This is a genomic window from Bradyrhizobium sp. Ai1a-2, from assembly GCF_000426245.1.
Lineage (GTDB): Bacteria > Pseudomonadota > Alphaproteobacteria > Rhizobiales > Xanthobacteraceae > Bradyrhizobium.
Map to the genome: position 1 here is coordinate 106,136 of NZ_AUEZ01000017.1, position 25,181 is coordinate 131,316.

The window sequence follows — 25,181 nt, forward strand, 5'->3', positions numbered from 1 at the left end:
TAACGAGCGCGTAGCCCGGGTGGAGCGAATGCGCAACCCGGGACACCTGCCTCAGCGTTTTCCGGCGGTCCCCGGGTTACGCTGGCGCTCCACCCGGGCTACGGCGCTTTGGGCGCCAGTCCCCGAGCGCCGCCTGCACCAGGGCCAGCGCGGCGACGCCTGCGGTGTCCGCGCGCAGGATCCGCGGCCCCAGCGACAGCCGGAGGGTCTTGGGCTGGCGCAGGAGCAGCGTGCGCTCCTCCTCGGCAAACCCGCCCTCCGGGCCGATCAGGACGTCAATGCCATCAGTGGCGGCCCCCTGCTCCAGCGCCTGCAGGGGATCGCCGACGTCGGCGGCCTCGTCGCAGAACACCAGGAGCCGGTCGCCCGAGCGCTCTGTCAGGAAGCGTTCGAGCGGGACGGGATCGGCAACTCCGGCGAGGGCGGTGATCCCGCATTGCTCGGCCGCCTCGATCACATTCGCGCGCATCCGCTCGCCGTTCACCCGCGAAACCTGGGTGAAGCGGGTCAGGACCGGCTGCAGGCGTGAGGCACCCATCTCGACCGCCTTCTGCACCATGTAGTCGAGCCGGGCGTGTTTCAGCGGCGCGAAGACGTAGGCGATGTCAGGCAGGCGATCCTGCGGCCGGGTTTGGCGGTGGATGGTCAGCATGTCCGCCCGCTTGCGGCCGCTCAGCTCGGCCTGCCATTCGCCGTCGCGGCCATTGAACACCAGGATGGCGTCGCCGGCCTTCAACCGTAATACGTTACCGAGATAGTTGCTCTGATCGCGGTCCAGCGCGACGGTTTCGCCCGCCTGCAGGGGCGCATCGACGAACAGGCGAGGGCCGCGAAAGTCGTAGTCCGGCATAAGTTAATGTTCCGTCGTCACGCGACTCGACCGCGCTTTTAGCCTAAAGCGCTAGAATCCGTAGCTTATTTTTGATCAACGGCGCGACGTGACGCCGCGCTGTTGCCCCAATCCACGGGTTGTTAAGGATCGGCTGGAATCGTAAAAAGCCGCATGGACATTGTGCTTCGTTTGGAAGCCGGCTGCCGGAGAAATACCCCTGATGACCCGCCTGATGGTGTCGCTGACGGTCGCCGCCGTGGTGCTCCACGCCGGCCAGGCTTTTGCGCAGGGCGCGTTTCCAGCGCCGCTGCCCGGTCGGCAGGCCGCAGCGCCTGCTAACGCTTCGCCCTTCCCGCCGGTGAACGGCGCTCCGTCCGCGTCGATCGGCGCGCCTTCGGCCTTCCCGAGCCAGGGTGCGGCGCCGATCATGGGTGGCGGCGGTGGTGGTGGTGGTGCCGGGTTTGCGCCGCCGGCGCCCCCGAGCGGGGGCGCGGGCCCGTCGGATGCCTGCATGAAGGGCTTCATCCCCTTGCGCGAGGAGACCGAGCGGCGCGGCAAGCTGATCAAGGTCGCCGGTGAAAAGAAGGCTGGACCGGACGAGGCCTGCAAGCTGATCGGCAATTACAGCCAGGCCGAGCTGAAGATGATGAAATACGTCAAGGAGAACTCGGCGAAATGCGGAATTCCGCCGCAGATCCTCGAACAGCTCCAGAACGGCCACAAGAACACCGAGACGATGCAGAAGAAGGTCTGCGCGGTGGCCCAGCAGATGGCAACGCAACAGGCGCGCGGGCCGGCCGGCCCGACCTTGAGCGAAGTGCTCGGGTCCGCCTCCGCGCCCGAAGCCGTTCCGACGCGCAAGGGCGGCAGCACCTTTGACACGCTGAACGGCAACGTGCTGTCGCGATGAGCGACGTCACCGCCCGTGTTGCCGATGCGACCGGCAACTGGGTCGACACCCACGCGCCGCCCTGGTCGCGGCCTTACCTGCGTCTCTCCCGCTTCGACCGGCCGATCGGCTCGTGGCTGTTACTCATGCCGTGCTGGTGGTCGGCGGCGCTTGCCGCCGGCGTCGCGCATAACCTGCACCAGCTCCCGCTTGTCATCGTTCTGTTCTTCATCGGCGCCTTCGTGATGCGCGGGGCCGGCTGCACCTGGAACGACATCACCGACCGCAATCTCGATGCGAAGGTGGAGCGGACGCGGTCGCGGCCGATCCCGGCGGGGCAGGTGAGCGTGACGCAGGCGCTGATCTTCCTGGTCGCCCAGGCGCTGATCGGCCTTGCAGTGCTGCTGCAGTTCAATCGTTTTGCAGTCGCGACCGGCATCGCCTCGCTCGTCATCGTCGCGGTCTATCCGTTCATGAAGCGCATCACCTGGTGGCCGCAGGTCGTGCTCGGGCTCGCCTTCTCCTGGGGCGCGCTGATGGGATTTGCCGTTATCCTCGATCGCATCGATCTGACCGCGCTTGCGCTCTACGCCGGCTCAATCTCCTGGGTGATTGGCTACGACACCATCTATGCGCATCAGGACGCCGAGGACGATGCGCTGATCGGCATCAAGTCGACCGCGCGCCTCTTCGGTGCGGCCACGCACAAGGCGCTCGTGGTGTTCTATTCGCTCGCGGTAGTCCTGATCGGCACGGCGCTCGTGCTGGCGGGCGCGTGGATAGCCGCCTGGATCGGCCTCGCCGCCTTCGCGACGCATCTGGCGATCCAGATAAGGCGCCTCGACATCAGTGATCCCGTGCTGTGCCTGCGCGTCTTCAAGTCCAACCGCGACGCCGGCCTCATCCTGTTCGCCGGCCTGCTGATTGATGCCGCGATGCGCTGACTTTGTAGGATGGGTAGAGCGAAGCGAAACCCATCATTCGCGCGACCGCTATCGAAGTTGATGGGTTTCGCTTCGCTCTACCCATCCTACAAAGCTCTACTACGAATTCTCGCTCAATCCCGCGCGATGATCTCGCGTTCGCCGCGATGGACGTTCTCCGCGTCAAGCGGACCGCCACGGCGGCGGCGTACCAGGAAGCGCGGGCGGCGCGTGTGGATGACGTTGCGGCGCCTTCGCCGGGCCGCAGGCTCGCGCGGGGCTCGCTCGCTCAGCTGCGGCAGGCGGAGCACGTCGCTCCAGATCTGCCAGGCGCTTTCGATCTCCTCGCGGTCGGAACTGACGCCAAGCGGAATCGCGAGCGCCGGATCGCGGTGGACGAGCGTCAGCATCTGCTCGTCGCCCAAGTCGCGCATTGCGACGCCGATGAAGTCGCTGACGCGAATATTGACGGCCATGCGCATGCCTTTGACAGCACGGCGCAGGACGACACGTTCGCGATGAAGTTCAACCTGCCGCATGCCACCGTCCGCGCGGACATCCTGCGCATGGAAGCTGAGCGGAAGAGAAAGCGGGTCGAGCCGCTGTACACGGCCCGACCCGGCGGGATTGAGCCCGCCTGTTGCTGTTTGACGCCTCACGGCTTTATCTCCCCGCCGGGATTATGTTCCCGGTCGATGCGCGAGACCTTAGCGCAGCCGTTTCCCGATCAGCTTAAAAAGGCTGGTTAAGGAGAGGTCAAAGGCGCGCATGCTTGACAAGACCTTGCCGTGCTCAAGCAATTCTTCTTCATCGCGCGGCAAGACGCTTGAAATCGCTGCAAATCCGGCACATCTGGAGAGTTTGGCGCTCCGCGTTCCATCTACCCCTCAATGTCGGGAATTTGTTCGTGAACCCTTCACCATCGTCTGCCGAAAAATCCGCGACCGACCTGTTCGACCAGTCGGCCTTGAGTGAACTGGCGCAGCGCCTCGTCGAAGCGGCCAGGCGCGCCGGCGCGGATGCTGCAGATGCGATCGCGGTGCGCGGCGTTTCGCAAAGCGTCGAGGTGCGCGACGGGCGCGTCGAGGAGTCCGAGCGCTCCGAGGGTGACGATGTCGGTTTGCGCGTGCTGGTCGGTCAGCGCCAGGCGGTGGTCTCGACCAATGATGTCTCCGGCGACGGCATCGCCAAGCTTGCCGAGCGCGCGGTCGCGATGGCGCGCGTTGCGCCCGACGACAAATATGTCGGGCTTGCGGACCCCGCGCTGCTCGCGCGTGACTTCCCCGATCTCGACCTGCTCGATCGCAACGTGCCCTCGACCGCGGAACTCGAACGCCGCGCCACCGAGGCGGAAGCGGCGGCGCTTGCGGTCAACGGCGTGACGAAATCCGGCGGCGCGTCGGCTTCTTCCGGCATCGGCGGCATGGTGCTGGTGACCTCGACCGGCTTCCACGGCTCCTATCTGCGCTCCAGCCACGGCATCTCGACGACCGCGATCTCAGGCGAGGGCACCGGCATGGAGCGCGACTACGATTTCACGAGCGCGTTGCATGCATCCGACCTCGCTTCGCCTGCAAGCGTCGGCCGCAAGGCGGCCGAGCGCGCGGTGGCGCGCACCAATCCGCGCAAGGTCGAGACCTGCAAGGTGCCCGTCGTCTACGATCCTCGCGTCGCGAACTCGCTCGTCGGCCATCTCGTCGGCGCCATCAACGGCGCATCGATCGCGCGCAAGACCAGTTTCCTGAAGGATCGACTCGGCCAGCAATTGTTCGCCAGCAACATCCGCATCATCGACGATCCCTCGCGCGTGCGCGGCCTGCGCTCGCAGACCTTCGATGCCGAAGGCGTCAAGGTGAAGAAGACGGCCCTGATCGATGACGGCGTTCTCACCACCTGGCTGCTCGATTGCGCCACCGCGCGCGAACTCGGCATGGTCACGACAGGACATGCGCATCGCGGCGTCTCCTCGGTGCCGTCGCCGGGGGCCTACAATCTGCATCTCGAACCCGGCTCGGCGACGCCGAAGGAACTGATCGCCGACATCAAGCAGGGTTTTTACGTCACCGACCTGATCGGTTCGGGCGTCAACGGCGTGACCGGCGACTATAGCCGCGGCGCCTCGGGTTTCTGGATCGAGAACGGCGAGATCACCTATGCGGTCAGCGAAGTGACCATCGCGGGCCATCTGCTGGCGATGTTCAAATCACTGGTCGCCGCGAACGATCTGGAATTCCGCTACAGCGTGAATGCGCCGACCTTGCGCATCGAGGGACTGACGCTTGGCGGACGCTGATACGGACGACGGGATTCTGGCGCGTGACGCCGCCCTGCTTGCGGAGACGGTGCGGGACGCGGGGGCGCTGGCGTTCTCGCTGTTTCGCACCGAGTTGAAGAACTGGACCAAGGGCGCCTCATCGCCGGTGTCGGAGGCCGATATCGCGGTCAACGACCTGCTGGAGCAGCGCCTGCGCTCGGCGACGCCCGATTACGGCTGGCTGTCGGAAGAGAGCGCGGACGACCAGGCGCGGCTTGGCAAGCGCCTGGTGTGGATCGTCGATCCGATCGACGGCACCCGTTCCTATCTCGCCGGGCGCGAGGACTGGTGCGTCAGCGTGGCGCTGGTTGAAAATGCCTCGCCCGTGCTGGCGGCGGTATTCGCGCCCGCCAGCGAGGAGTTCTTCTTCGCGGCGCGCGGCCAGGGCACCACGCGCAATGGCATTGCGGTGCGCGCGGCCGCGGGCACAGATCTCGATTTCTCCCGCGTCGCCGGCCCGAAGCCGCTAGTGCAGCGATTGAGCCCTTCAACGCACGAGATCACGCTGCATCCGCGAATCGGTTCGCTGGCGCTCAGACTATGCCGGGTTGCGCATGGCGCGCTCGATGCGGCCTTCGCCGGCGGCAATAGTCATGATTGGGACCTTGCGGCGGCGAATTTGATCGTGCAGGAAGCGGATGGTAAGATGACTGCGCTCTCGGGGGATGCGATTGAGTATAATCGCCGGGAGCTGGCCCATGGGGTGCTGGTGGCGGCGGGACATGATCGTCATGCACGTATTGTCGAGCATTTTCGCAACCGCCCGTTGCACTGATCGCCTCGCGCCACAGGACTTCCCTGCCGGGCATCTCATCAGGAAAAACAATTATGTCAGATAGTGCCCAGCCGCAGCAATTATTGCATCTCGTCATCGGTGGCGAGCTGACCGACCTCCAGCACAACACCTTCAAGGATCTCGATCAAGTCGAGATCGTCGGCGTATATCCGAACTACGCCAGCGCCCACGTGGCCTGGAAGGCGAAGGCGCAGCAGACCGTGGACAACGCCCACATGCGCTATTTCATCGTTCACCTCCATCGGCTGCTCGATCCGGGTCAAGACACAAAGCCCTCCCTTTGAAACGGCTGATTCGCGATTTTCTGCGCAGCGGCCTCGTGCAGCGTGCGCTGGGCCTGCTTGCGGCCGAGTATCTGCGGCTGGTCTGGCTGACCAACAGATTCAGCTTTGAGCCGCCTGATGTCTACGAGCAGGTAGAACCGCAGATGCCCTGCATCTTCGTGTTCTGGCATGGCCAGCACCTGATGACGCCCTTCATCCGGATCAGGGGAAACCACCGGGCCAAGGTCCTGATCTCCCGGCATCGCGACGGCGAGTTCAACGCGATTGCGGCCGAGCGGCTCGGCGTCGGCACCATCCGGGGGTCGGGCGACCATTCCGGCAGTTTCCATCGCAAGGGCGGCGTCGGCGCCTTCAAGGAGATGCTGCGGGCGCTGGAGGAGAAGTGGAACGTCGCGACCACGGCCGATGTGCCCAAGCGCGCCCGGGTCGCCGGTCTCGGCGCGATCATGCTGGCCCGCGAGTCGGGCCGGCCGATCATGCCCTTTGCCATGGTGACCAGCCGGTTTATCCGGTTGAAAAACTGGGATTCCACCACCATTAATTTGCCATTCGGAAGGGGCGCATTGGTGGGCATCGATTCCGTGGAGGTGCCGCCCGACGCCGACGCCGAGACGATGGAAACGCTGCGGCTCAGGGTGGAGGCCTTGCTGAACGAAGCGACCCGAAAGGCCTATGCCGCCGTCGGGCGTCCGGAGGGAGCTCTTGGCTAACTCGCTGCCGATGACGTTGCGGGTCTACCAAAGACTGTCGTCCGCGATGGTGCCGCTCGCGCCAGCGCTGATCCGGCGGCGGCTGAAGCTCGGCAAGGAGGATCCGGCCCGGGTCGGCGAACGGCGCGGCGTCAGCGCCGATGTGCGGCCGCACGGGCCGCTGGTCTGGATCCACGGCGCCAGCGTCGGCGAGGTGCTGGCGGCGGCGGCGCTGATCGAGAAACTGCGCGAGCTCAATTTGCGCATCCTGCTCACCTCCGGCACCGTCACCTCGGCGGCGATCGTTGCCAAGCGTTTTCCGCCCGACGTCATCCATCAATACGTGCCCTATGATTCCCCGCGCTATGTTGCGCGCTTCCTCGATCACTGGCGGCCGTCGCTGGCGCTGTTCATCGAATCGGATCTGTGGCCGAACCTGATCATTTCGAGCTCCGCGCGCCGCCTGCCGATGGTGCTGATCAACGGACGGATGTCGCAGCGCTCGTTTCCGCGCTGGCAGCGGATGTCGAACACGATCTCGGCCTTGCTCGATCGCTTCGATATCTGCCTGGCGCAGTCGAGAATGGACGCCGAACGCTTTGCGGCGCTCGGCAGCCGCAACGTCGTCATCACCGGTAACCTCAAGCTCGACGTCGCGGCGCCGCCGGCCGATCCTGCCAAGCTGGAGCGGCTGATGGCGGTGACGCGCGGCCGGCCGATCGTGGTCGCGGCCTCCACCCATCCTGGCGAGGAAGAGCAGCTCGTGGAAGCGCATCGCGCGCTGGCGGGATTCTTCCCCTCGCTGCTCACGGTGATCGTGCCGCGACACCCGGATCGCGGCGAGGCGGTCATGCGCGTCGTCGAGGCGGGCGGCCTGCACGGTGCCCTGCGGTCGCGCGAGGAGCTGCCGGTCGCGACCACCGATGTCTATGTTGCCGATACCATGGGCGAGCTTGGCCTGTTCTATCGGCTGGCGCCGATCGTGTTCATGGGTGGCTCCCTTGTTCCGCACGGCGGTCAGAACCCGATCGAGGCCGTGAAGCTCGGCGCCGCGATCGTGCACGGCCCGCACGTCTTCAATTTCACCGACGTTTATGAGGCGCTCGACCGTGCCGGCGGCGCGCGACGCGCCGAGACGCAGGAAGCATTGGTGAAGCAGCTTGGCCAGTTGCTGGACGATGCCAGGGCGCGCGAAGCCTCGCTGGGCGCCGCCGAACATGTGGTGCAGCAGCTCGGCGGCGCGCTTGAGCGAACACTTGTGGCGCTCGAACCGTATCTCCTGCAGTTACGGATCGAGATGGAGCCGCCAATGCGTGAGCCGGCCTTCTGGCACGGTCCGGCTTCCTGGAAATCGCATCTGTTGCAGCCGCTGGCCGCGCTCTATGGCGCCATCGCCGCCAGGCGCCTGCAGCGTAAGGGTATCGACGCCGGCATTCCCGTGATCTGCGTCGGCAATTATCACACGGGCGGCGCCGGCAAGACGCCGACCGTGCTGGCGCTGGCGAAACTGTTGCGCGAACTCGGGGAAGTGCCGGTCGTGCTTAGCCGCGGCTATGGCGGCCAACTACGCGGGCCGGTGGAGGTCGATCGTTCCAGGCATTCCGCCGTCGATGTCGGCGACGAACCGTTGATGCTGGCCGAGCGGCTGCCGGTCGTGGTCGCGCGCGATCGCGCCGACGGCGTCGCGCTGGTGAAGTCGCTGGGAGCGAGCGTGCTGGTGATGGATGACGGCTTCCAGAACCCGGCGGTCGTCAAGGATGCCTCTATCATCGTGATCGACAGCCACCGCGGCCTCGGCAATGGAAAAGTGTTTCCTGCCGGCCCGTTGCGCGCGCCGCTGGGGCCGCAGATTGCGCGCACCGATGCGCTCGTCGTGGTCGGCGACGGCACTGCTGTAAGGATGCTGGCGACCGAGATGACCGTGCGCGGAAAGCCGGTGCTGGCGGCGCGGCTGCGGCCGGATGATACATCGCTTGCGTCGCTGCAGGGCAGGCGCGTGCTCGCCTTCGCCGGCATCGGCGATCCCGCGCGCTTCTTCAACACTCTCAGGAGGAGCGGCGTCGACGTTATCAGGGAGAGCGCCTTCCCTGATCACCACGTGTTCTCGAAGGCCGACATTGATGGCCTGTTGTCGGAGGCGAGGCGCGACGGCCTGACATTGGTGACCACGGAAAAGGATCTGGCGCGGCTCAAGGAGCGTGGAGAGTTGCCTGTCTGGGCGCAGGCAGTCGTGCCGTTCGCGGTGACCCTGGAGTTCGAGGATGGAGCAGCGTTGCGCAAATTCGTCTCAGACAGCCTGTCCAGGGCGCGAAAAAACGTTCGGTAGCTGACGTCCTTTTCGTAGCCCGGGTGGAGCGAAGCGCAACCCGGGACATCCCGTCAGCGTCAAGAGCGGCCCCGGGTTACGCTGGCGCTCCACCCGGGCTACGGCAGCGCTATCCCTGCTGCTTCAGGGCAGCGGGAAAGTGGCGCTGCAGCACCGCGGTCGGGGTCGCATAGGCCTCCTGCAGATCGACGCTCCAATATTTCAGTTCGTCCAGCGGGATCCGTACGTCCGTGATGGCGCACCGCACATAGGTTCCCGGCGAGATCACGCGGAAATCGCCATCCAGATATTGCACCTGCGCTTCGCCATGACCCGAGGGACCGAATTTGTTCAGCACTACGAAACTCTCCGCCCGGCCTTAACCCGAGGCCTCGTTGGGGTTGCGGTTCATACCTACCATAAATAGGCTGTAATGTCCGCAGGTTAAACCACCGACTTGTGATGAATTGCGGCCAGACTGCATGATAGTTTCATAAGTGTGGTCCGCTCGGTTCAGCAGCGCCACCATGATCCGGCCAATTGAGATGCGATTTTTGTCAGCAGCCATTTTCCTGACGCTCGTTGCCGTGGCTTCCGCCGCGACGGCAGCGCCGCTGCCCGCCCCGCACCAGGTCGATATTCCCGCCAGCAATCTCACATTGCATGCGCAGCTCTACAAACCCGAAGGCAATGGCCCGTTTCCGACCGTGATTGCGCTGCATGGCTGCGGCGGCCTCACCGGGCGTTCGGAGCCGATCTTGCCGCGCTATCGCGATTGGGCGGAGCAATTGCTCAGGGCCGGCCATGCCGTGCTGTTGCCCGACAGCTACGGCTCGCGCGAGGTCGGCCCGCAATGTCGCGTCAAGGAGCGGGAACGGCACGTGCTGGCGCGCCGCGAGCGCGTCGCCGATATCATTGCGGCCCGGCAATGGCTGATGCAGCAGCCCTGGGTGGCGCATCAGCGCATCAGCCTGATCGGCTGGGCCAATGGCGCCAGCGCGCTGTTGTGGGCCGTGCGGCCGCAACTTCTGTCGCGCGGCGCCGAGCCGGATTTCCGCTCGGCGATTGCGTTCTATCCGGATTGCCGGCTGTCCTCCAGGCTCGGCTGGAGTTCACGCGTGCCGACGCTGGTCATGATCGGCGCCAACGACGATGTCAGCTCACCGCCGGCCTGCCACCAGATGGTCGACGGCGCACGCGGCCGCAGCGCGCTAGCGCGGATCATCGTCTATCCCGGTGCCTATCACGACTTCGATCTGGCGAACCTGCCGCTGCATGCGATCACTGGCGCGCCCGACGCCGCGGTACCCGAAGTCGGCCACGTTGGCACCGACGCAGAAGCGCGCACCGACGCGCAAAAGCAGGTCGCCGCCTGGCTCGCGCGCTGAGGCGTGATGCGATTTGGCTAATCGGCCGCGGGTTCGATTCACCTGTTCCGCTTGCGGGAGAGGCATAGGCCGCCTTTGGCGGCCGTTCCTAAGAGACGCCGAAGCGAAGCTTCGGCTATGGCGTAGCGCCGGGTGAGGGCTTTCTCCACTCGGGGAGTCCCAATGCGGAGACACCCTCACCCCGCCCCTCTCCCGCAAGCGGGAGAGGGAGAACCCCCACCTCCCTTTCATCAAACCTTGCCGCGAAGCGGCCTTTTGAAGTCACCTCGCCCGCTTGCGGGAGAGGTCGGCGCGTAGCGCCGGGTGAGGGCTCTCTCCCCACGATCGAACAGTGTGACTCGGACTATAAAACTAGAACAGGCTGCCCTGGTCGACGGGCTTGCCCACCCGCTTCGGCGCAGGCTTCGGCTCCCGCGTGACCGGCTTTGGCTGAGGCGTCGGCGCTGCGGCGGCAGGGCGATCGCCGTCGGCGGTGGCGGCCACGCGGCCGTCGGCGAACTCGATCGACAGCTGTGCATTCGGACCGACGCTGGCCGCGGCATGCACCGGATGTCCTGCTTCGTCGCGTACCAGCGCAAAGCCGCGCGCAAGCACGCTACGATAGGAGAGGGCCGCCAGCAATTTCTCGCTCTGGCCGACGCGCGCGTCGAGGCGCTGCAGCAGCGTGACCATGGCGCGCTGCGCCCGCTCGGCGAGCCGATGGGTGCGTTCGCGCTGCCGTGCGATCGCGTTGCGCTGCGCCTGGGCATTGGCGAGCTTGGACGCCTTGAAGCGAACTTCCAGCCCCGCAAAGCGCTCGCGCCGGCTGCGCAGCAGTGAGCGCGCCGAGAGCGCGATCCGCTCGCCCGACACGGTCAGGCGCTGCCTCGCATGCGAAATCTGCCCGTGCAGCACGCGCAGCGTCAGCCGGCCGCTGGTGGAGGCAAAGCGGCGGAAATGCGCGTGCGTGTTGGCCTTCAACCCGCGCGGCAACGCTGCACCGAGGTGATCCAGTCTCTGCCGCGGGATCGCCAAGAGCTCGCTCGGCGCTGGCAGCGCGCGCGCCGCGGCCCGCAATTCGTTGCGGCGGGCCTCTTGGCCGCGCTGCCAGCACACGGACACGCGCCTAGCCAATGCTGCGACCTCGGCGAGCAGTTCGCTGCGCACCGGCACCGCCATTTCGGCGGCAGCCGTCGGCGTCGGCGCGCGCTTGTCGGCGGCGAAATCGATCAGCGTGATGTCGGTCTCGTGGCCGACCGCCGAGATCAGCGGGATCATGCTGTCGGCGGCGGCGCGGACCACGATCTCCTCGTTGAACGACCAGAGGTCTTCCAGCGAACCGCCGCCGCGCGCCACGATCAAAAGGTCCGGCCGCGGAATCCTTCCGCCTTCGGGCAGAGCGTTGAAGCCGCGGATCGCAGCGGCAACCTGCTCGGCGGAGCCGTCGCCCTGTACCTTCACCGGCCACACCAGCACCCGGCGCGGAAAGCGGTCCTCCAGCCGATGCAGGATATCGCGGATCACGGCGCCGGTCGGCGAGGTGACGACGCCAATCACTTCCGGCAGCCAGGGCAAGAGCTGCTTGCGCGCCTCGTCGAACAGGCCTTCGGCGGCGAGCTTCTTCTTGCGTTCCTCCATCAGCGCCATCAGCGCGCCGATGCCGGCCGGCTCCAGCGACTCGATCACGATCTGGTATTTGGAGGAGTTCGGATAGGTCGTGAGCTTGCCGGTTGCGATGACCTCGAGCCCCTCCTGGGGCTTGAAGCGCATGCGGGCGTGGGCGAACTTCCAGATCACCGCCTCGATCTTGGCGTTCTCGTCCTTCAGCGCAAAATAGCAATGGCCGGAGGAATGCGGGCCCCGGAAGCCCGTGATCTCGCCGCGGACCCGGACATGGCCGAACCGGTCCTCCACCGTTCGCTTCAGCGCGGAGGACAGTTCCGAGACGGTGAATTCGGGCGCATTGAGCAGATTCGGTGCGGCGGTCATCACTTGTTAGAATCGGGCTTTTCGGGCCCCGGTGCAAGGTCCCGGAGTGCTAACCAGGCCGTCAGGCCACATATCCACATCGGACCCCAGCCATTCCTTGCGGCGGCGCGATGCCGTGCTAAACGGTCGGGCTACGGCGCGGCAACCCTTAATTCTGACTGCAATCGCATGAACATTCTCCTGATCGGTTCCGGCGGCCGCGAACATGCCCTGGCGTGGAAGATCGCCGCCTCTCCGCTGCTGACAAAGCTGTGGTGCGCCCCGGGCAATGCCGGGATCGCGCGCGAGGCCGAATGCGTGGCGCTCGACGTGGCCGATCATTCCGCCGTGATTGAATTCTGCCGGCGCAACGCCGTCGATCTCGTCGTGATCGGTCCGGAGATTCCGCTCGCGGCGGGGCTCGTCGACGATCTCGCCGCCGCCGGCATTAAGGCATTCGGCCCGAGCAAGTCCGCGGCCCAGCTCGAGGGGTCCAAGGGGTTCACTAAGGATCTCTGCCGCGAGTTCGACATTCCGACCGGCGCTTACCGCCGCTTTGACAATGCCGATGATGCGCTTGCCTATGTGCGGGCGCAGGGCGCGCCAATCGTGGTCAAGGCGGATGGCCTCGCCGCCGGCAAGGGCGTCGTGGTTGCCAAAACGCTGGGCGAGGCGGAAGCCGCCATCGCGATGATGTTCGAGGGCGCGTTCGGCTCGGCCGGCGCAGAGGTCGTAATCGAGGAGTTCCTGTCCGGCCGCGAGATCAGCTTCTTCGCGCTCTGCGACGGCGAGACCGCGATTCCGCTCGCCTCCGCGCAGGACCACAAGCGCGTGTTCGATCACGATGAGGGGCCGAACACCGGCGGCATGGGCGCCTATTCGCCGACGCCGTTCGTGACGCCTGAAATCCACGACCAGATCATGGCGCGGATCATCCTGCCGACCGTTGCCGGCATGAAGCAGCGCGGCATTCCGTTCCGCGGCGTGCTCTATGCCGGCGTGATGCTGACGGAGCAGGGCCCGAAGCTGTTCGAATACAATGTCCGCTTCGGCGATCCCGAATGCCAGGTGCTGATGCTGCGGATGATGTCCGACATCGTCCCGGCCTTCCTCGCCGCCTGCGACGGGCAGCTCAGGAATTTCGACCTGCGCTGGTTCCCGGAGCCGGCGCTGACTGTCGTGATGGCCGCCAAGGGCTATCCCGGCGACTACAAGAAGGGAACGCGCATCGAAGGGCTCGACGAGGCCGCTCAAATTGAGGGCGTCGAGATCTTCCATGCCGGCACGGTCGAGAAGGATGGCGCGATCCTCGCCAATGGCGGCCGAGTGCTCAATATCTGCGCGTCGGCCGACACCGTGACGGCAGCCAAGCAGCGCGCCTACGCCGCGATCGACCGTATCCGCTGGCCGGACGGCTTTTGCCGCCGCGACATCGCCTGGCAGGCGGTGGAGGCCGAGAAGGGCTAAACTCGGTTCCGAAATCCAAAGGAGGTACGCGAATGTCCGATCTCGCCGATCTGTTTCCCGGTTACGCCTCCGAATGGATCAACACTTCCTCAGGCCGCATCTTCGCGCGCGTCGGCGGCAAGGGGCCGCCGCTGCTGTTGCTGCATGGCTTCTCGTCCACGCATGTGATGTGGCATCCGGTGGCGCCAAAGCTCGACGACAGGTTCACGCTGATCATCGCCGACCTGCCGGGCTATGGCTGGTCGGACATGCCCGAGAGCGACAAGGACCACACGCCCTATACCAAGCGCGCGATGGCGAAGACGATGATCGAGGCGATGGAGAAGCTCGGCTACGTGCATTTCGCGCTTGCCGGTCACGACCGCGGCGGCCGCGTCTCCTATCGGCTGGCGCTCGATCATCCCGGACGGCTGTCGAAGCTCGCCGTGCTCGATATCCTGCCGACCTATAATTACTGGGAGCGCATCAACCGGCTCTATGCGCTGAAGATCTATCACTGGACCTTCCTGGCGCAGCCGGCCCCGTTGCCGGAGACGCTGATCCTGGGTGCGCCGGATTTCTTCCTCCGGCACAAGATGGCGAGCCAGACCAAGTCGAAGACGCTGGATGCCATCGATCCACGGGCGCTGGAGCATTATCTCGCGCCGTTCCGCGATCCCTCGCGCGTCCATGCGATGTGCGAGGATTACCGCGCCGGGGCCTATGCCGATTACGAGACCGACAAGGCGGATGTCGAGGCGGGCAAGAAGATCACGATCCCGATGCTGGCGCTGTGGGGTGATGCCGGCATTGCCAGTGCCGCGGCGACACCGCTCGACACCTGGAAGCAATGGGCGACCAAGGTCAGCGGCGCGCCGGTCGATTCCGGGCATTTCCTGACCGAGGAAAATCCGGAAGCGACGGCGAAACTGCTGCGGGAGTTCTTCCTGGCCGGTTAGCATCCACACGGCTCGTCATACCCCGCGAAGGCGGGGTATCCAGTAAGCAGCAGCCTATCGATTAGTCACTGCCGTCTCTGGAATACTGGATCATCCGCCTTCGCGGATGATGACAGCGGTGGTGTCGGCGCGCACGGAGGCAACTCACCGCCGCTCCCGGAAGAACTCCCGCAACAGCGTCGCGGCCTCTCGCTCGCCGATGGCGGGATAGATTTCCGGCCGGTGATGGCAGGTGGGCTGCGAGAAGAACCGCACGCCGGATTCGACCGCGCCGCCCTTGGGGTCGGCCGCGCCGTAATAGAGCCGGCGGATGCGGGCGAACGAGATCGCGGCGGCGCACATCGTGCAGGGCTCGAGCGTGACATAGAGGTCGCAATCCACCAATCGCTCGGTGCCGATCGCCTCCGCAGCCAGCCGGATCGCCAAAATCTCGGCATGGGCGGTTGGGTCACGGTCGGTCAGGGTCCGGTTGCCGGCGGTGGCGATCACATCGTAGCCCCGCACGATCACGCAGCCGATCGGAACCTCGCCGGCCTTTCCGGCGTTTTCGGCGGTTTTGAGCGCCAAATCCATGAAAGAGGGGACAGTCATGCCTCGTATCATCGGAAGAAACCTGCTACTAGCTGCACCTTCAGCAACAGTGGACACCGGCTTTGCAAGAGATGCGGCCCGATAGCGGCGCACGCAAATGCCTTTTGACCGACATTTGAGAAGTGAGACCTTTCATGCCCCGCGACCGCGACAAACACAACGACTCCCGCGGCCGGCGAGACCGGCCCCCCGGTAAGGGCCGTTCCGGCGTGGCCCGCGGGCCGGAAAAGAAGTTCGCCAAGCGCGGCTATGGGCGGGACCGGGACGAGGGTGAGAAGCGTTCGTTCGGCGGCAAGCGCGAGGATCGCCCATTCCGCCGCCGCGAGGAGGGCGATGCGCCGCGCCGGGAGTATGGCGACCGGCCGCGCTTCAAGCGCGACGACCGCCCGCGCGAGGATCGCGGCGAGCGCAGCTTCAAACCGCGCGGCGATCGTCCGAAGTTCGACCGCGACGATCGCGGTGGCGAAAAGCGCCCATACACCCCGCGCGCCAATCGCGATGATGCCCGACCGGCCGGCCGCTTCTCGGACCGGAAGTTCGACGACAGGAAGCCTTACGCCTCGCGCGACCGCGACGGCGAGAAGCGACCCTTCCGCGAGCGCAGCGAGGGTCCCCGCGGCGAGCGATCGTTTGGCGAGCGTTCCGAGAGAAAATTTGGTGGCGACAAGAAATTCTCCCGTGGCGGGGATCGCAAGAGCGACCGCGGACCGCGCAAGGATTTCGGCGACCGTCCGCCGCGCGGCGAGTCCAAGCCGTGGGAGAAGCGCGACCGCAATTCCGATCGTCCGGAACGCAATTCTCGCGGCTCGCGCGATTTCGACCGGCCGAAGTTCGACAAGCCGCGCCATGACCGACCGCGCGACGATCGCGGCGGCGACGAGCGCCCTCGCTTTTCGCGCGCGCGCGACGACCGTCAGGAGGGCGATCGTCCATTCCGCGAGCGATCGAGATTCGATCGCCCCCGCGAGCGCGAGGATCGCAAGTTCGATCGTCCCCGCGAGCGTCCCGAAGGCCGCACCGACTGGCAGGAGCATCCGCGCAGCGAAGGGCGCTTCTCCGACCGTCCGCGCCGCGACAATGAGGATGACAGCAAGATATTCGCGAAGCGTCCGGCCTTCGGCGGCCGTGGCGCCTATCGCGAACGACCGGCGGATTTCGAGAGGCGTCCGCGCCCCGAACCGAAGCCGAAGAAATCCGGCGAGCGCATCGCAAAAGTGCTGGCGCGTGCCGGGCTCGCCTCGCGCCGCGACGCCGAGGAGATGGTCACGCAGGGCCGCGTCACCGTGAACGGCCGCGTCATCAATTCGCCGGCGCTCGACGTCACCGCGAATGATGTGGTCGCCGTCGACGGCAAGCCGTTGCCGCCGCGTGAGCGGACGCGGCTGTTCATGTATCACAAGCCGCGCGGGCTGATGACGACGCATGACGATCCGGAGGGGCGTCCGACCGTGTTCGACAATCTGCCCGAAGGCCTGCCGCGGCTGATCAGCGTCGGCCGGCTCGATTTCAACACCGAGGGGCTCTTGCTGCTGACCAATGACGGCGGGCTCGCACGCGCGCTCGAATTGCCTGACACCGGCTGGCTCCGCCGCTATCGCGTCCGCGCCCATGGCGAGGTCACGCAGGCACAGCTCGACGAGTTGAAGAAGGGCGTCGAGGTCGAGGGCGTCAAATACGGCCCGATCGACGCGACGCTGGAGCGCGACCAGGGTTCGAACGTCTGGCTGGTGTTCGCGATCCGTGAGGGCAAGAACCGCGAGGTGCGCAACGTGATGGCGCATCTGGGCCTCGAGGTGAACCGCCTGATCCGGGTCTCCTACGGTCCGTTCCAGCTCGGCGAGCTCGAGGAGGGCAAGGTCGACGAGATCAAGACACGGGTGCTGCGCGAGCAGCTCGGCGAGAAGGTCGCCAAGCTTGCGGGCGCCGACTTCGCGCGGCCAGAGCACCATGCTGACGGCGACGACGATGCGCCAAGTGACCGGAAGCCGTCCAAGCCGGTGAGCAAGCGCGCCGTGATCGCCGACCGCAAGGGCCGTCGCGTGCTGGTGCAGCGCTCCGGCAGCGAGGAGGCGCGCGCCCGTAACGAGGAAGAGAATGCCGGCTACGGCCCGCCGCGCCGCGTCAAGCGCGCCTATCACGGCAAGCGGGATCTGAAGCCGAAGGACGAGTAGCCAAGAGATGCGGGTGGTCGGGGGACGATTGAAGGGCCGCAACCTGGCCGCGCCATCTTCGCGCGACATCCGCCCGACCGCGGACCGCCTCCGCGAGTCCGTGTTCAACATCCTCGTCCACGCCTATGACGATCCGATTGAGGGCGCGCGCGTGCTCGATCTTTTCGCCGGCACCGGTGCGCTCGGCATCGAGGCGGTGTCGCGCGGGGCCAAGTTCGCGCTGTTCGTCGACAACGGCGCGGAAGCCCGCGCGCTGTTGCGCAACAATGTCGAGTCGCTTGGCCTCGGCGGCGTGACAAAAGTGTTCCGCCGCGACGCCACCAATCTCGGCCCCGCACATCCGGTCGAGCCGTTCTCGCTGGTTTTCCTCGATCCGCCCTACGCCAAGGGGCTGGCGGAGAAGTCGCTGGCGTCCTTACGCGATGGTGCGTGGCTGACGCCCGGCGCGCTGCTCGTGGTGGAAGAGGCGAAGGCCGCTGCGTTCACAGCGCCCGAGGGATTTGAGGAATTGGAGCGCCGCGCGTACGACGACACCGAGTTCGTGTTCTTGAAGAGCTTGAATTTGTAGGATGGGTAGAGCGAAGCGAAATCCATCATTCGCGCCGTTCGCTCCATCGCGATGGGTTTCGCTGCGCTCTACCCATCCTACCGCGTAGCGCGCGTCTCACCGCCGCCCGAACAGCTTCTCGATATCGGACAGCTTCAATTCCACATAGGTCGGCCGGCCGTGGTTGCATTGGCCGGAATTCGGTGTGTCTTCCATCTCGCGTAACAGCGCGTTCATCTCTTCCGGCTTGAGGCGGCGGCCGGCGCGCACCGAGCCGTGGCAGGCCATGGTGGCGGCGACATGCATCAGGCGCCGCTCGAGCGGCAGCGCCTCGTCCCATTCGGCCATGTGCTCGGCGAGATCGCGCAAGAGTCCGGCCGCATTGGCCTTGCCGAGCAGCGACGGCGTCTCGCGCACCGCGACCGCCCCGGGGCCGAAGGATTCGATCGCCAGCCCGTAAGTGGCAAGCTCCTCGGCGCGGTCCAGCAATTTCTCCACGGTGGATTCGTCGAGCTCCACGATCTCAGGAATCAGCAGGATCTGCCGCTGCACGCCATTCCTGGCCAGCGACGCCTTCAGCTTTTCATAGACGATGCGCTCATGGGCGGCGTGCTGATCCACCACGATGAGCCCGTCGCGGGTCTGCGAGACGATGTAGGTTTCGTGGATCTGCGTGCGCGCCGCGCCAAGCGGGCGATCGAGCAGGTCGGCCGACGGCTGCGCCTCGAAGCGGACGTCGGCGGTCGGCGCGCCGACGTCGAAGGCGGCTTGTCCAGGCTCCGCGAGCGCGCTCGTAGCCACGCCGTCGAATGAAGGCATCGGCCGCACCGGATAGGCCGGCGAGCGGCGCCAATCCCAATTGGTCGGCCGTGGGGCGACGAAGGAGGGACGGAAGGCGGAGAGTGCCGCGCCGTCGGTGTTGGCCGCGGTGCGCCGTCCCTCGCGCGCGAGCCCCTCTTTGAGTGCATGCACGATCAGGGCGCGGACCAGGCCGGCATTGCGGAAGCGCACCTCGGTCTTGGCCGGATGCACATTGGCGTCGACTTCCTGCGGCGCCAGCGTGACGAACAGCGCCACCACCGGATGGCGGTCGCGCGGCAAATAGTCGGCATAGGCCGCGCGCACCGCGCCCAGGATCAGCTTGTCGCGCACCGGGCGGCCGTTGACGAACAGATACTGGCCGAGCGCGTTCGCCCGCGTCAGCGAGGGCGCGGCGGCAAAGCCTTCGACCACGACGCCTTCGCGCTCGGCGCGAACTTCGATGGCGCATCCGCGGAAATCGCTCCCCAGGATATCGCCGAGCCGCGTCAGCCGGCCGGGGGCGCCGGGCAGAGCCGCGGCCCAGGTGACCGGCGCACGCTCCTCGCCGGCGAGCGTGAAGGCGATGTCGGGCCGCGCCATCGCGAGCCGCCGCACCACCTCGCGGATCGCTTCCGCCTCGGTGCGGTCGGTCTTGAGGAATTTCAGCCGCGCCGGCGTGGCATAGAAGAGATCGCCGACCTCGACACGGGTGCCCTGGCCGAGCGCCGCGGGCATGACTTCGGACTTCACGCCGGCTTCGACCGAGAGCGACCAGGCATGCGGTTCGCTCGCGTGTCGCGTCACGATGTTGAGCCTTGCCACTGCGCCGATCGAGGGCAGCGCCTCGCCGCGGAACCCGAGCGTCCTGATCCGCAGCAGGTCCTCGTCATCGAGTTTCGACGTCGCATGGCGGTCGACCGACAGCGCAAGGTCGGCCCGCGTCATGCCGCCGCCGTCATCGGTGATCCCGATCCGCCGCCTTCCGCCACCATCGGTGAAGATATCGATCCGGCTGGCACCGGCGTCGATCGCATTCTCCACCAGTTCCTTGACCACGCTTGCGGGACGCTCGACCACCTCGCCGGCGGCGATGCGATTGACGACCTGTTCGGGAAGCTGGCGGACGGGCATGGCGATGGATCGATTCGAGCTGCAGCCCATTCTAGGCGGGCGCCGCAGCAAATGCATGCGTCGCGTCCGGAAATTCACGCCGCACTGGGGACAATGCCTGCCTATCATCTTGAAGACGCTGGCATTCGCGGGACGTCTGCTGTGCAGCGCAGGATTGTCGCGCTGCGCGGCGGGGTATATCGTTTAGAAAAATTATAATCTGGCGGGAGGATTCCATGTGCTCTCTGTTCGCCCATCAGCCGCAACGCGATTACGAATCGCAGACCAGGTCGCTGCGACTTGGCGGCCATTGCACCTCGATCCGGCTGGAACTGGCATTCTGGGACACGCTGGAGGAAATCGCGGCGAAGGAGGGGATGAGTCTGGCGAAATTCCTCACCACGCTGCACAACGAGGTGCTCGACCATCACGGCGAGGTCAACAATTTCGCCTCGCTGTTGCGCTGCTCCTGCCTGATCTATCGCTCCAAGAGCGCCGCGTTGCCCGAGTTGCGCGACAGGCCCCCCATTCTCGACGCGGCCGAGTAGGTTCCCTCGTAGCCCGGGTGGAGCGGAACGCGCAACCCGGGGCGCCTGTATCAACATTTACCAGCGGTCCCGGTTACGCTGGCGCTCCACCCGGGCTACGGCGCTGCGGGTGCTGGCGTCGCAGCTCCCTCTCCCGCTTGCGGGAGAGGGTTGGGGCGAGGGTGTCTCCGCGATGGGAGTATCCGCGGGGAGAGAGCCTCCACCCGCCGCGCTTCGCGCGTCGGCCTCCCCCGCAAGCGGGAGAGGCGGAGCGAACTCGCGGTTAGAGCGCTTTCGAGCGAAGTGGACACCGGTTCGCGTGAAGAAAACGTGTCAAAACAAGAATCTAGAGCTTCGGTTCTGATTCAATCAGAACCGAAAATGCTCTAGAGCGATTCACCCAAACGACGCTGCGCTAAATCTCCTTCCGCTGCATTGCGCCGGCGATGTGGTCGGCCTGCCGGATCGCCAGCGACACGATCGTCAGTGTCGGGTTGCACGCTGCCCCGCTCGTGAACTGGCTGCCGTCAGAGACGAAAAGGTTCTTGATGTCGTGGGTCTGGCCGTACTTGTTCACCACGCCATCTTTCGCCTTCTCGCTCATCCGGTTGGTGCCGAGATTGTGCGTGCTCGGATAAGGCGGCGTCGGATAGGTGACGGTGGCGCCGACCGCCTCGTAGACCGCGGCGCCCTGCTTGTAGGCATGGGCGCGCATCGCGAGGTCGTTCGGATGGTCGTCGAAATGCACGCTCGCGACCGGCATGCCGAACTTGTCCTTGGCCTTCGGATCAAGCGTGACACGGTTGGTCTCCTGCGGCATGTCCTCGCCGACCAGCCACATGCCGGCCATCCGCGGATAGCCTTCCATCGCGCTGGTGAACGGGCGTCCCCAGCCGCCGGGGTTGAGGAACGCGGCCATGAACGGCACACCGATCGACAGCGTCTCCATCTCGTAGCCGCCGACGAAGCCGCGTGAGGGATCGTTTTTGGATTCGTCGCGAATGATGCCGGCCATCGTGGTGCCGCGATACATGTGCACGGATTTCTCGAACACCGCATAGACGCTGCCGGTCATGTGCCGCATGTAGTTGCGGCCGACCTGGCCGGAGGAGTTGGCGAGCCCGTCCGGGAACATGTTCGAGGCGCTGTTGAGCAATAGCCGCGGGCTCTCGATCGAATTGCCGGCGACCGCGACTACGCGGGCCTTTTGTCGCTGCACCGCGCCGCTTTCGTCGGCATAGACCACGCCGGTCACCTTGCCGGATTGATCGTGCTCGATCTTGATCACCATGCTGTTGGGGCGCACTTCGAGATTGCCGGTGGCTTCGCCCTTCGGGATCTCGGTGTAGAGCGTTGACCATTTCGCGCCCGACTTGCAGCCCTGGAAGCAGAAGCCGATCTGCTGGCAGGAGCCGCGGCCGTCACGCGGTTCGCTGTTGATCGCCATGTTGCCGGTGTGCACGGTCTTGTAGCCGAGCTTCCTGGCGCCGGCCTCCAGCACCTTGAAATTGTTGTTGCCGGGCAGCCCGGGAATGCCGTTGGTCCGCGTCACGCCCATCTTGTTCTCGGCCTTGGCGTAATACGGCTCCATCTCGGCGAGCGTGATCGGCCAGTCCAGCAGATTGGCGCTGGGAATGCCGCCATAGGTGCTCTTGGTTTTGAACTCATGCTCGTCGAAGCGCAGCGAGGCGCCGGCCCAATGCGTAGTCGAGCCGCCGACCGCCTTCACGATCCACGCCGGCAGGTTGGGGAAGTCCTTGGCGACGCGCCAGCTTCCCGAGGTGGTGCGCATGTCCGACCAGGCGAGCTGGGCGAAGCTGTCCCATTCGTCGTTGACGAAGTCCTGGTTCTCGATACGCGGACCGGCTTCGAGGATGACGACCTTGACGCCCTTCTGCGCCAGCTCGTTGCCGAGCGTTCCACCGCCCGCGCCGGAGCCCACGATCACCACCACGCCGCTGTCATTGAGATCGAATTTTGCCATTGTGTCCTCCCAGCTCAGGCTTTCGGGAGCCAGTCGATGTCGGCGAAACCGCGTTTGAGGTAGCCGCCATATTCGGCGGACGAGCCCTCATAGCCGAACTTCGGCCAGATCTCTTTCTGGTTGTAGAGGGAGACGACGAGATCGCCGCGAATCTTCTGGAAGAACGCGGTCTCTTCGATCCGCTGCAGCAGCACCACGCGATCGGCCTCCCAGGGCACCTGCACGTAGGGCACCTTGTGGCGGTCGTTGGCTTCCTGGTCGAGCCTGACAACACCGTCATTGATCAGCGACTTGATTGCGGGATCCTTCGCCGCCTTGCCGTCCCATGGTTTGACCGCGATGATGTAATAGCTGTCACCCAGGAAATCGTGCGGATAGATGTCGCGCGCCATCTTTACCAGCGTCTTCAAGGTCGCCGGCGTCAGCGTGGTGGCGTCATCGGCCCAGGCATCGCTGATGGTGAGGCCCGTGCTGGTGGCGATGGCGACGGTCGGCACCGCCGTCGCCGCGCCTTTCAGGAAGACGCGGCGATCATATTTGCTTCGACGATCGACTTCTCTCATGGGTTTCCTCCGTGGAATGTTTTGTCATTGTTGATTGCTTGTTGTCTGTTCGCTCCGGATCTAGCCGAAGCGGCCGCCGCGCTGGATCACCTCGATCTTGTAGCCATCGGGATCGGAGACGAAGAAGAAGCGCGCCAGCGTCTTGTTGTTATGCTTGAAATCGCGCAGTGGCCCCGGCGCGAGCTTTTCCTGCTCGAACCGTGCGTGCTCGGCATCGACATCGTCGACGATCACAGCGAGATGGCCGTAGCCGTCGCCGAGCGAATAGGGTTCCTTGCGGTCGAAATTGACGGTCAGCTCGACCTCGAACGGTGAGGATGGGTGGCGCAGGTAGATCAGCGCGAAATCGTCGAACTTGAGATGGTCGGCGACCTTGAGACCGAAAGCGCGCGCGTAGAAATCGAGCGACTTCGCCTCGTCGAGCACGCGGATCATCGAGTGAACGGGTTTTGCCATTCAGTTGAGCTCCTTCAGATAGGCGATGATGGCGGCGCGGGTCTCCGGTTTGGCCTGGCGATAGGCCATGATGGAGCCGGGGATCATCGCCTGCGGGTTGGCGAGCCAGGCGTCGAGCCTGGTGTCGTCCCAGACGAAATCGGCTTTCGCGAAGCCGGGTGAATAGTGAAAGCCCTCGGCCTTGCCTGCCGGACGGCCGACGACCTTGAACAAGGGCGGACCCTGACGGACCGGATCGGACAGGTTCGTGGTGTGGCAGGTCGCGCATTGCTGCTTGAATAGCGCGGCACCATCGGGCGGCTTGGCGGCAGGCAATGGCATCTGTGCAGCCGCGATCGTCGCGAGCAACGCACTGCAACATCCAAGCCCGATGGCTGCCATCGCGCGTAATCTTCTCATCCACCTCACCGCGTCTAAAGCGTGATGACTTTTCTTCGAATCGCCATCCCGCTTTAGCTCTTTGTTTGGGCATGATCTCCGCGCAAACGCTCGCGTTTGTCGCGAGGGAAAACCGGTACCCACTTTTCCGGATCATGCTTTAGGCGGTAACTCTAGGTCGCTGGCGAAAGGCGGTGGTAGTAGCGGGCTGTTTCACAGCAGAACAAAACGCGTCGCTCCCGCTATTCGAGCCCGGGACACGCTTTGCCTGAAACGCCGAGGCTAGGAAAATCGTGCCGGCCAAGCCGCTTCATGCCGCCGCATATGTGAAGCGCAATTTCGCGAAATCGCCCCGAAATCCCTGCACGATCTCCACACGACGCAGATTGCATGGGGCACGCGTCGTTTGCGACACGTTCAATCCGCGTGAAGGGGAGACCGGCGCAGCAGGCGGCGCATGGAACCGCCGAACCTTCCCGCACGAACAAAATCCAGGAGTAATGGATGAAGCTAGCGAAAACCTCCCTGATCGCGTTTGCCCTCTCGGCCGCACTTGTCGGCCCTGTCCTTGCGCAAGGCGCTGCCACCGGCGGTTCGATCCGCGGCGGCGCGCAGGAAAGGAGCGTGGCGCCGGGCGGAATGACGGGCAGCGGCGATGAGGAGATGAACGCGCAGACGGCTGCTCCGACCGGAAAGACCGGCGCGAAGTCCGGCGCCAAGGGCACGGTGGGTGCCGGCGCCGGCGCTGGAGCGCACAAAGGCACGGCGACGGAACCCGCTGCTCCCGGCAGCAAGCGCTACTAGCGCCTGATGTATCGCTCGCGCCGCGAATTCACTTAACCTCGCCCGCTTGCGGGAGAGGTCGGCGCGCAGCGCCGGGTGAGGGCTCTCTCCACTCGGGGAGTCCCAATGTGGAGACACTCTCACCCCAACCCTCTCCCGCGAGCGGGAGAGGGGGCGCACCATGCATCGCGGATGCGGTGCGAGCATCATGCCCTAGGTGGTGTGGACACTTATCTCAGCCATAAGACGATGGCTGCGAGGGTGACAACAGCGTGGTAATTTCGGGCGGTCTTTTCGAAGCGGGTTGCGACGCGACGGAACTGCTTGAGTTTTGAGAAGCAGCATTCCACGAGATGACGCTGGGCATAGAGATGCTTGTCGAGCGGATATTTGAGCGCACGTGACGGGTTGTTGGGGATGACGGCCAGCGCTCCCTTGGCGGCGATGGCTTGGCGCAAGTGATCGGCGTCATAGGCCGTATCGGCCATGATGACCTCG

26 protein-coding genes and 1 pseudogene are annotated in these 25,181 nt (G+C 65.5%); 15 read left to right on the top strand and 12 right to left on the bottom strand.

Features of this window, described 5'->3' with window-relative positions:
- Nucleotides 1–76: 76 nt before the first annotated feature.
- Nucleotides 77–850 carry a 16S rRNA (uracil(1498)-N(3))-methyltransferase gene (locus K288_RS0114340; RefSeq protein ID WP_027580186.1) on the bottom strand — a complete coding sequence of 258 codons (774 nt, stop codon included), beginning with the start codon at nt 848–850 and terminating at the stop codon, nt 77–79.
- 199 nt (nt 851–1,049) lie between these two features.
- Here K288_RS0114340 and K288_RS0114345 point away from each other — a divergent pair, with 199 nt between their 5' ends.
- Both K288_RS0114345 and ubiA read left to right on the top strand, forming a co-directional pair.
- On the top strand, nt 1,050–1,742 hold the full coding sequence (locus K288_RS0114345) for a hypothetical protein (protein ID WP_027580187.1): 693 nt from the start codon (nt 1,050–1,052) through the stop codon (nt 1,740–1,742).
- Nucleotides 1,739–2,665, top strand: a complete 927-nt coding sequence (gene ubiA, locus K288_RS0114350) for a 4-hydroxybenzoate octaprenyltransferase (protein WP_027580188.1) — start codon at nt 1,739–1,741, stop codon at nt 2,663–2,665. Before K288_RS0114345 ends, ubiA begins: the two co-directional genes overlap by 4 nt.
- 113 nt (nt 2,666–2,778) lie before the next feature.
- On the opposite strand, the gene K288_RS0114355 is transcribed toward ubiA, so the two are convergent.
- A complete protein-coding gene (locus K288_RS0114355; RefSeq protein ID WP_027580189.1) occupies nt 2,779–3,303 on the bottom strand; it encodes a DUF6101 family protein in 525 nt (174 codons plus the stop codon).
- 248 nt (nt 3,304–3,551) lie between these two features.
- On the opposite strand from K288_RS0114355, the gene K288_RS0114365 reads away from it, so the two are divergent.
- From K288_RS0114365 to lpxK, 6 genes and pseudogenes are all read left to right on the top strand, one after another.
- On the top strand, nt 3,552–4,937 hold the full coding sequence (locus K288_RS0114365) for a TldD/PmbA family protein (protein ID WP_027580190.1): 1,386 nt from the start codon (nt 3,552–3,554) through the stop codon (nt 4,935–4,937).
- Complete coding sequence (locus tag K288_RS0114370) at nt 4,924–5,733, top strand: 3'(2'),5'-bisphosphate nucleotidase CysQ (protein WP_027580191.1); 810 nt, start codon at nt 4,924–4,926, stop codon at nt 5,731–5,733. Before K288_RS0114365 ends, K288_RS0114370 begins: the two co-directional genes overlap by 14 nt.
- Nucleotides 5,734–5,786: 53 nt before the next feature.
- Complete coding sequence (locus K288_RS0114375) at nt 5,787–6,038, top strand: DUF4170 domain-containing protein (protein ID WP_027580192.1); 252 nt, start codon at nt 5,787–5,789, stop codon at nt 6,036–6,038.
- Complete coding sequence (locus tag K288_RS0114380; protein WP_027580193.1) at nt 6,035–6,748, top strand: lysophospholipid acyltransferase family protein; 714 nt, start codon at nt 6,035–6,037, stop codon at nt 6,746–6,748. The genes K288_RS0114375 and K288_RS0114380 overlap by 4 nt, the downstream gene beginning before the upstream one ends.
- Nucleotides 6,711–8,027, top strand: a pseudogene (locus K288_RS45490) (3-deoxy-D-manno-octulosonic acid transferase); the annotation flags it as partial. The gene K288_RS0114380 and the pseudogene K288_RS45490, both read left to right, overlap by 38 nt.
- Nucleotides 8,028–8,036: 9 nt before the next feature.
- Nucleotides 8,037–9,053 (top strand): tetraacyldisaccharide 4'-kinase, encoded by a 1,017-nt coding sequence (gene lpxK / locus K288_RS50550; protein ID WP_084799593.1) that lies wholly within the window; start codon nt 8,037–8,039, stop codon nt 9,051–9,053.
- 109 nt (nt 9,054–9,162) lie between these two features.
- Here lpxK and K288_RS0114390 read toward each other — a convergent pair whose 3' ends face one another.
- Entirely contained in the window at nt 9,163–9,390 is a 228-nt protein-coding gene (locus K288_RS0114390) for a DUF2093 domain-containing protein (protein WP_027580194.1), read from the bottom strand.
- Between the two features lie 21 nt (nt 9,391–9,411).
- Nucleotides 9,412–9,600: a hypothetical protein gene (locus K288_RS54105; RefSeq protein ID WP_201449681.1), complete on the bottom strand. Its 189-nt coding sequence runs from the start codon at nt 9,598–9,600 to the stop codon at nt 9,412–9,414.
- Here K288_RS54105 and K288_RS0114395 point away from each other — a divergent pair.
- Complete coding sequence (locus K288_RS0114395; protein ID WP_027580195.1) at nt 9,578–10,420, top strand: dienelactone hydrolase family protein; 843 nt, start codon at nt 9,578–9,580, stop codon at nt 10,418–10,420. The two genes, K288_RS54105 and K288_RS0114395, sit on opposite strands and share 23 nt — an antisense overlap.
- A 351-nt stretch (nt 10,421–10,771) precedes the next feature.
- Here K288_RS0114395 and xseA read toward each other — a convergent pair whose 3' ends face one another.
- Nucleotides 10,772–12,388, bottom strand: a complete 1,617-nt coding sequence (xseA, locus tag K288_RS0114400; RefSeq protein ID WP_027580196.1) for an exodeoxyribonuclease VII large subunit — start codon at nt 12,386–12,388, stop codon at nt 10,772–10,774.
- 168 nt (nt 12,389–12,556) lie between these two features.
- Here xseA and purD point away from each other — a divergent pair, with 168 nt between their 5' ends.
- Nucleotides 12,557–13,834 (top strand): phosphoribosylamine--glycine ligase, encoded by a 1,278-nt coding sequence (gene purD / locus K288_RS0114405; protein ID WP_027580197.1) that lies wholly within the window; start codon nt 12,557–12,559, stop codon nt 13,832–13,834.
- Nucleotides 13,835–13,866: 32 nt separating this feature from the next.
- Nucleotides 13,867–14,772 carry an alpha/beta hydrolase gene (locus K288_RS0114410; protein ID WP_027580198.1) on the top strand — a complete coding sequence of 302 codons (906 nt, stop codon included), beginning with the start codon at nt 13,867–13,869 and terminating at the stop codon, nt 14,770–14,772.
- Nucleotides 14,773–14,916: 144 nt separating this feature from the next.
- On the opposite strand, the gene K288_RS0114415 is transcribed toward K288_RS0114410, so the two are convergent.
- Nucleotides 14,917–15,363, bottom strand: coding sequence for a nucleoside deaminase (locus K288_RS0114415; RefSeq protein WP_244443144.1), 447 nt, complete (start codon nt 15,361–15,363; stop codon nt 14,917–14,919).
- Nucleotides 15,364–15,497: 134 nt separating this feature from the next.
- Here K288_RS0114415 and K288_RS0114420 point away from each other — a divergent pair, with 134 nt between their 5' ends.
- Together K288_RS0114420 and rsmD are read left to right on the top strand one after the other, a co-directional pair.
- A complete protein-coding gene (locus K288_RS0114420; RefSeq protein WP_027580200.1) occupies nt 15,498–17,534 on the top strand; it encodes a pseudouridine synthase in 2,037 nt (678 codons plus the stop codon).
- Nucleotides 17,535–17,541: 7 nt separating this feature from the next.
- Nucleotides 17,542–18,102 (top strand): 16S rRNA (guanine(966)-N(2))-methyltransferase RsmD, encoded by a 561-nt coding sequence (gene rsmD, locus K288_RS0114425; RefSeq protein ID WP_027580201.1) that lies wholly within the window; start codon nt 17,542–17,544, stop codon nt 18,100–18,102.
- Nucleotides 18,103–18,198: 96 nt separating this feature from the next.
- Here rsmD and mutL read toward each other — a convergent pair whose 3' ends face one another.
- The gene (mutL, locus tag K288_RS0114430; RefSeq protein WP_027580202.1) at nt 18,199–20,013 is read right to left on the bottom strand and encodes a DNA mismatch repair endonuclease MutL; all 1,815 of its coding nucleotides are present in this window, start codon (nt 20,011–20,013) and stop codon (nt 18,199–18,201) included.
- Between the two features lie 215 nt (nt 20,014–20,228).
- Between mutL and K288_RS0114435 the strand changes: the two genes are divergently transcribed.
- Nucleotides 20,229–20,540: a ribbon-helix-helix domain-containing protein gene (locus K288_RS0114435; protein ID WP_027580203.1), complete on the top strand. Its 312-nt coding sequence runs from the start codon at nt 20,229–20,231 to the stop codon at nt 20,538–20,540.
- A 394-nt stretch (nt 20,541–20,934) separates the two neighbouring features.
- On the opposite strand, the gene K288_RS0114440 is transcribed toward K288_RS0114435, so the two are convergent.
- Genes K288_RS0114440 through K288_RS0114455 form a run of 4 tightly spaced genes read right to left on the bottom strand, consistent with a single transcriptional unit; the run spans nt 20,935 to nt 23,903 of the window.
- Entirely contained in the window at nt 20,935–22,503 is a 1,569-nt protein-coding gene (locus K288_RS0114440; protein WP_027580204.1) for a GMC family oxidoreductase, read from the bottom strand.
- A 14-nt stretch (nt 22,504–22,517) separates the two neighbouring features.
- Nucleotides 22,518–23,066, bottom strand: coding sequence for a hypothetical protein (locus K288_RS0114445; protein ID WP_027580205.1), 549 nt, complete (start codon nt 23,064–23,066; stop codon nt 22,518–22,520).
- A gap of 60 nt (nt 23,067–23,126) precedes the next feature.
- Nucleotides 23,127–23,522: a VOC family protein gene (locus K288_RS0114450; RefSeq protein ID WP_027580206.1), complete on the bottom strand. Its 396-nt coding sequence runs from the start codon at nt 23,520–23,522 to the stop codon at nt 23,127–23,129.
- On the bottom strand, nt 23,523–23,903 hold the full coding sequence (locus K288_RS0114455; RefSeq protein ID WP_027580207.1) for a c-type cytochrome: 381 nt from the start codon (nt 23,901–23,903) through the stop codon (nt 23,523–23,525).
- A 501-nt stretch (nt 23,904–24,404) separates the two neighbouring features.
- Here K288_RS0114455 and K288_RS0114460 point away from each other — a divergent pair.
- Nucleotides 24,405–24,704: a hypothetical protein gene (locus K288_RS0114460; RefSeq protein ID WP_027580208.1), complete on the top strand. Its 300-nt coding sequence runs from the start codon at nt 24,405–24,407 to the stop codon at nt 24,702–24,704.
- Between the two features lie 209 nt (nt 24,705–24,913).
- Here the strand turns inward: K288_RS0114460 and K288_RS0114465 are convergent.
- A partial coding sequence (locus tag K288_RS0114465; RefSeq protein WP_027580209.1) for an IS5/IS1182 family transposase occupies nt 24,914–25,181 on the bottom strand: 268 nt, incomplete at its 5' end.

Coding starts and splice junctions, on each gene's coding strand:
- K288_RS0114340 (WP_027580186.1), bottom strand. CDS start 850: ATGCCGGACTACGACTTTCGCGGCCCTCGCCTGTTCGTCGATGCGCCC.
- ubiA (WP_027580188.1), top strand. CDS start 1,739: ATGAGCGACGTCACCGCCCGTGTTGCCGATGCGACCGGCAACTGGGTC.
- K288_RS0114375 (WP_027580192.1), top strand. CDS start 5,787: ATGTCAGATAGTGCCCAGCCGCAGCAATTATTGCATCTCGTCATCGGT.
- lpxK (WP_084799593.1), top strand. CDS start 8,037: ATGCGTGAGCCGGCCTTCTGGCACGGTCCGGCTTCCTGGAAATCGCAT.
- K288_RS0114395 (WP_027580195.1), top strand. CDS start 9,578: ATGCGATTTTTGTCAGCAGCCATTTTCCTGACGCTCGTTGCCGTGGCT.
- K288_RS54105 (WP_201449681.1), bottom strand. CDS start 9,600: ATGGCTGCTGACAAAAATCGCATCTCAATTGGCCGGATCATGGTGGCG.
- xseA (WP_027580196.1), bottom strand. CDS start 12,388: ATGACCGCCGCACCGAATCTGCTCAATGCGCCCGAATTCACCGTCTCG.
- purD (WP_027580197.1), top strand. CDS start 12,557: ATGAACATTCTCCTGATCGGTTCCGGCGGCCGCGAACATGCCCTGGCG.
- K288_RS0114410 (WP_027580198.1), top strand. CDS start 13,867: ATGTCCGATCTCGCCGATCTGTTTCCCGGTTACGCCTCCGAATGGATC.
- K288_RS0114415 (WP_244443144.1), bottom strand. CDS start 15,363: ATGACTGTCCCCTCTTTCATGGATTTGGCGCTCAAAACCGCCGAAAAC.
- K288_RS0114420 (WP_027580200.1), top strand. CDS start 15,498: ATGCCCCGCGACCGCGACAAACACAACGACTCCCGCGGCCGGCGAGAC.
- rsmD (WP_027580201.1), top strand. CDS start 17,542: ATGCGGGTGGTCGGGGGACGATTGAAGGGCCGCAACCTGGCCGCGCCA.
- mutL (WP_027580202.1), bottom strand. CDS start 20,013: ATGCCCGTCCGCCAGCTTCCCGAACAGGTCGTCAATCGCATCGCCGCC.
- K288_RS0114435 (WP_027580203.1), top strand. CDS start 20,229: ATGTGCTCTCTGTTCGCCCATCAGCCGCAACGCGATTACGAATCGCAG.
- K288_RS0114440 (WP_027580204.1), bottom strand. CDS start 22,503: ATGGCAAAATTCGATCTCAATGACAGCGGCGTGGTGGTGATCGTGGGC.
- K288_RS0114445 (WP_027580205.1), bottom strand. CDS start 23,066: ATGAGAGAAGTCGATCGTCGAAGCAAATATGATCGCCGCGTCTTCCTG.
- K288_RS0114450 (WP_027580206.1), bottom strand. CDS start 23,522: ATGGCAAAACCCGTTCACTCGATGATCCGCGTGCTCGACGAGGCGAAG.
- K288_RS0114455 (WP_027580207.1), bottom strand. CDS start 23,903: ATGGCAGCCATCGGGCTTGGATGTTGCAGTGCGTTGCTCGCGACGATC.
- K288_RS0114460 (WP_027580208.1), top strand. CDS start 24,405: ATGAAGCTAGCGAAAACCTCCCTGATCGCGTTTGCCCTCTCGGCCGCA.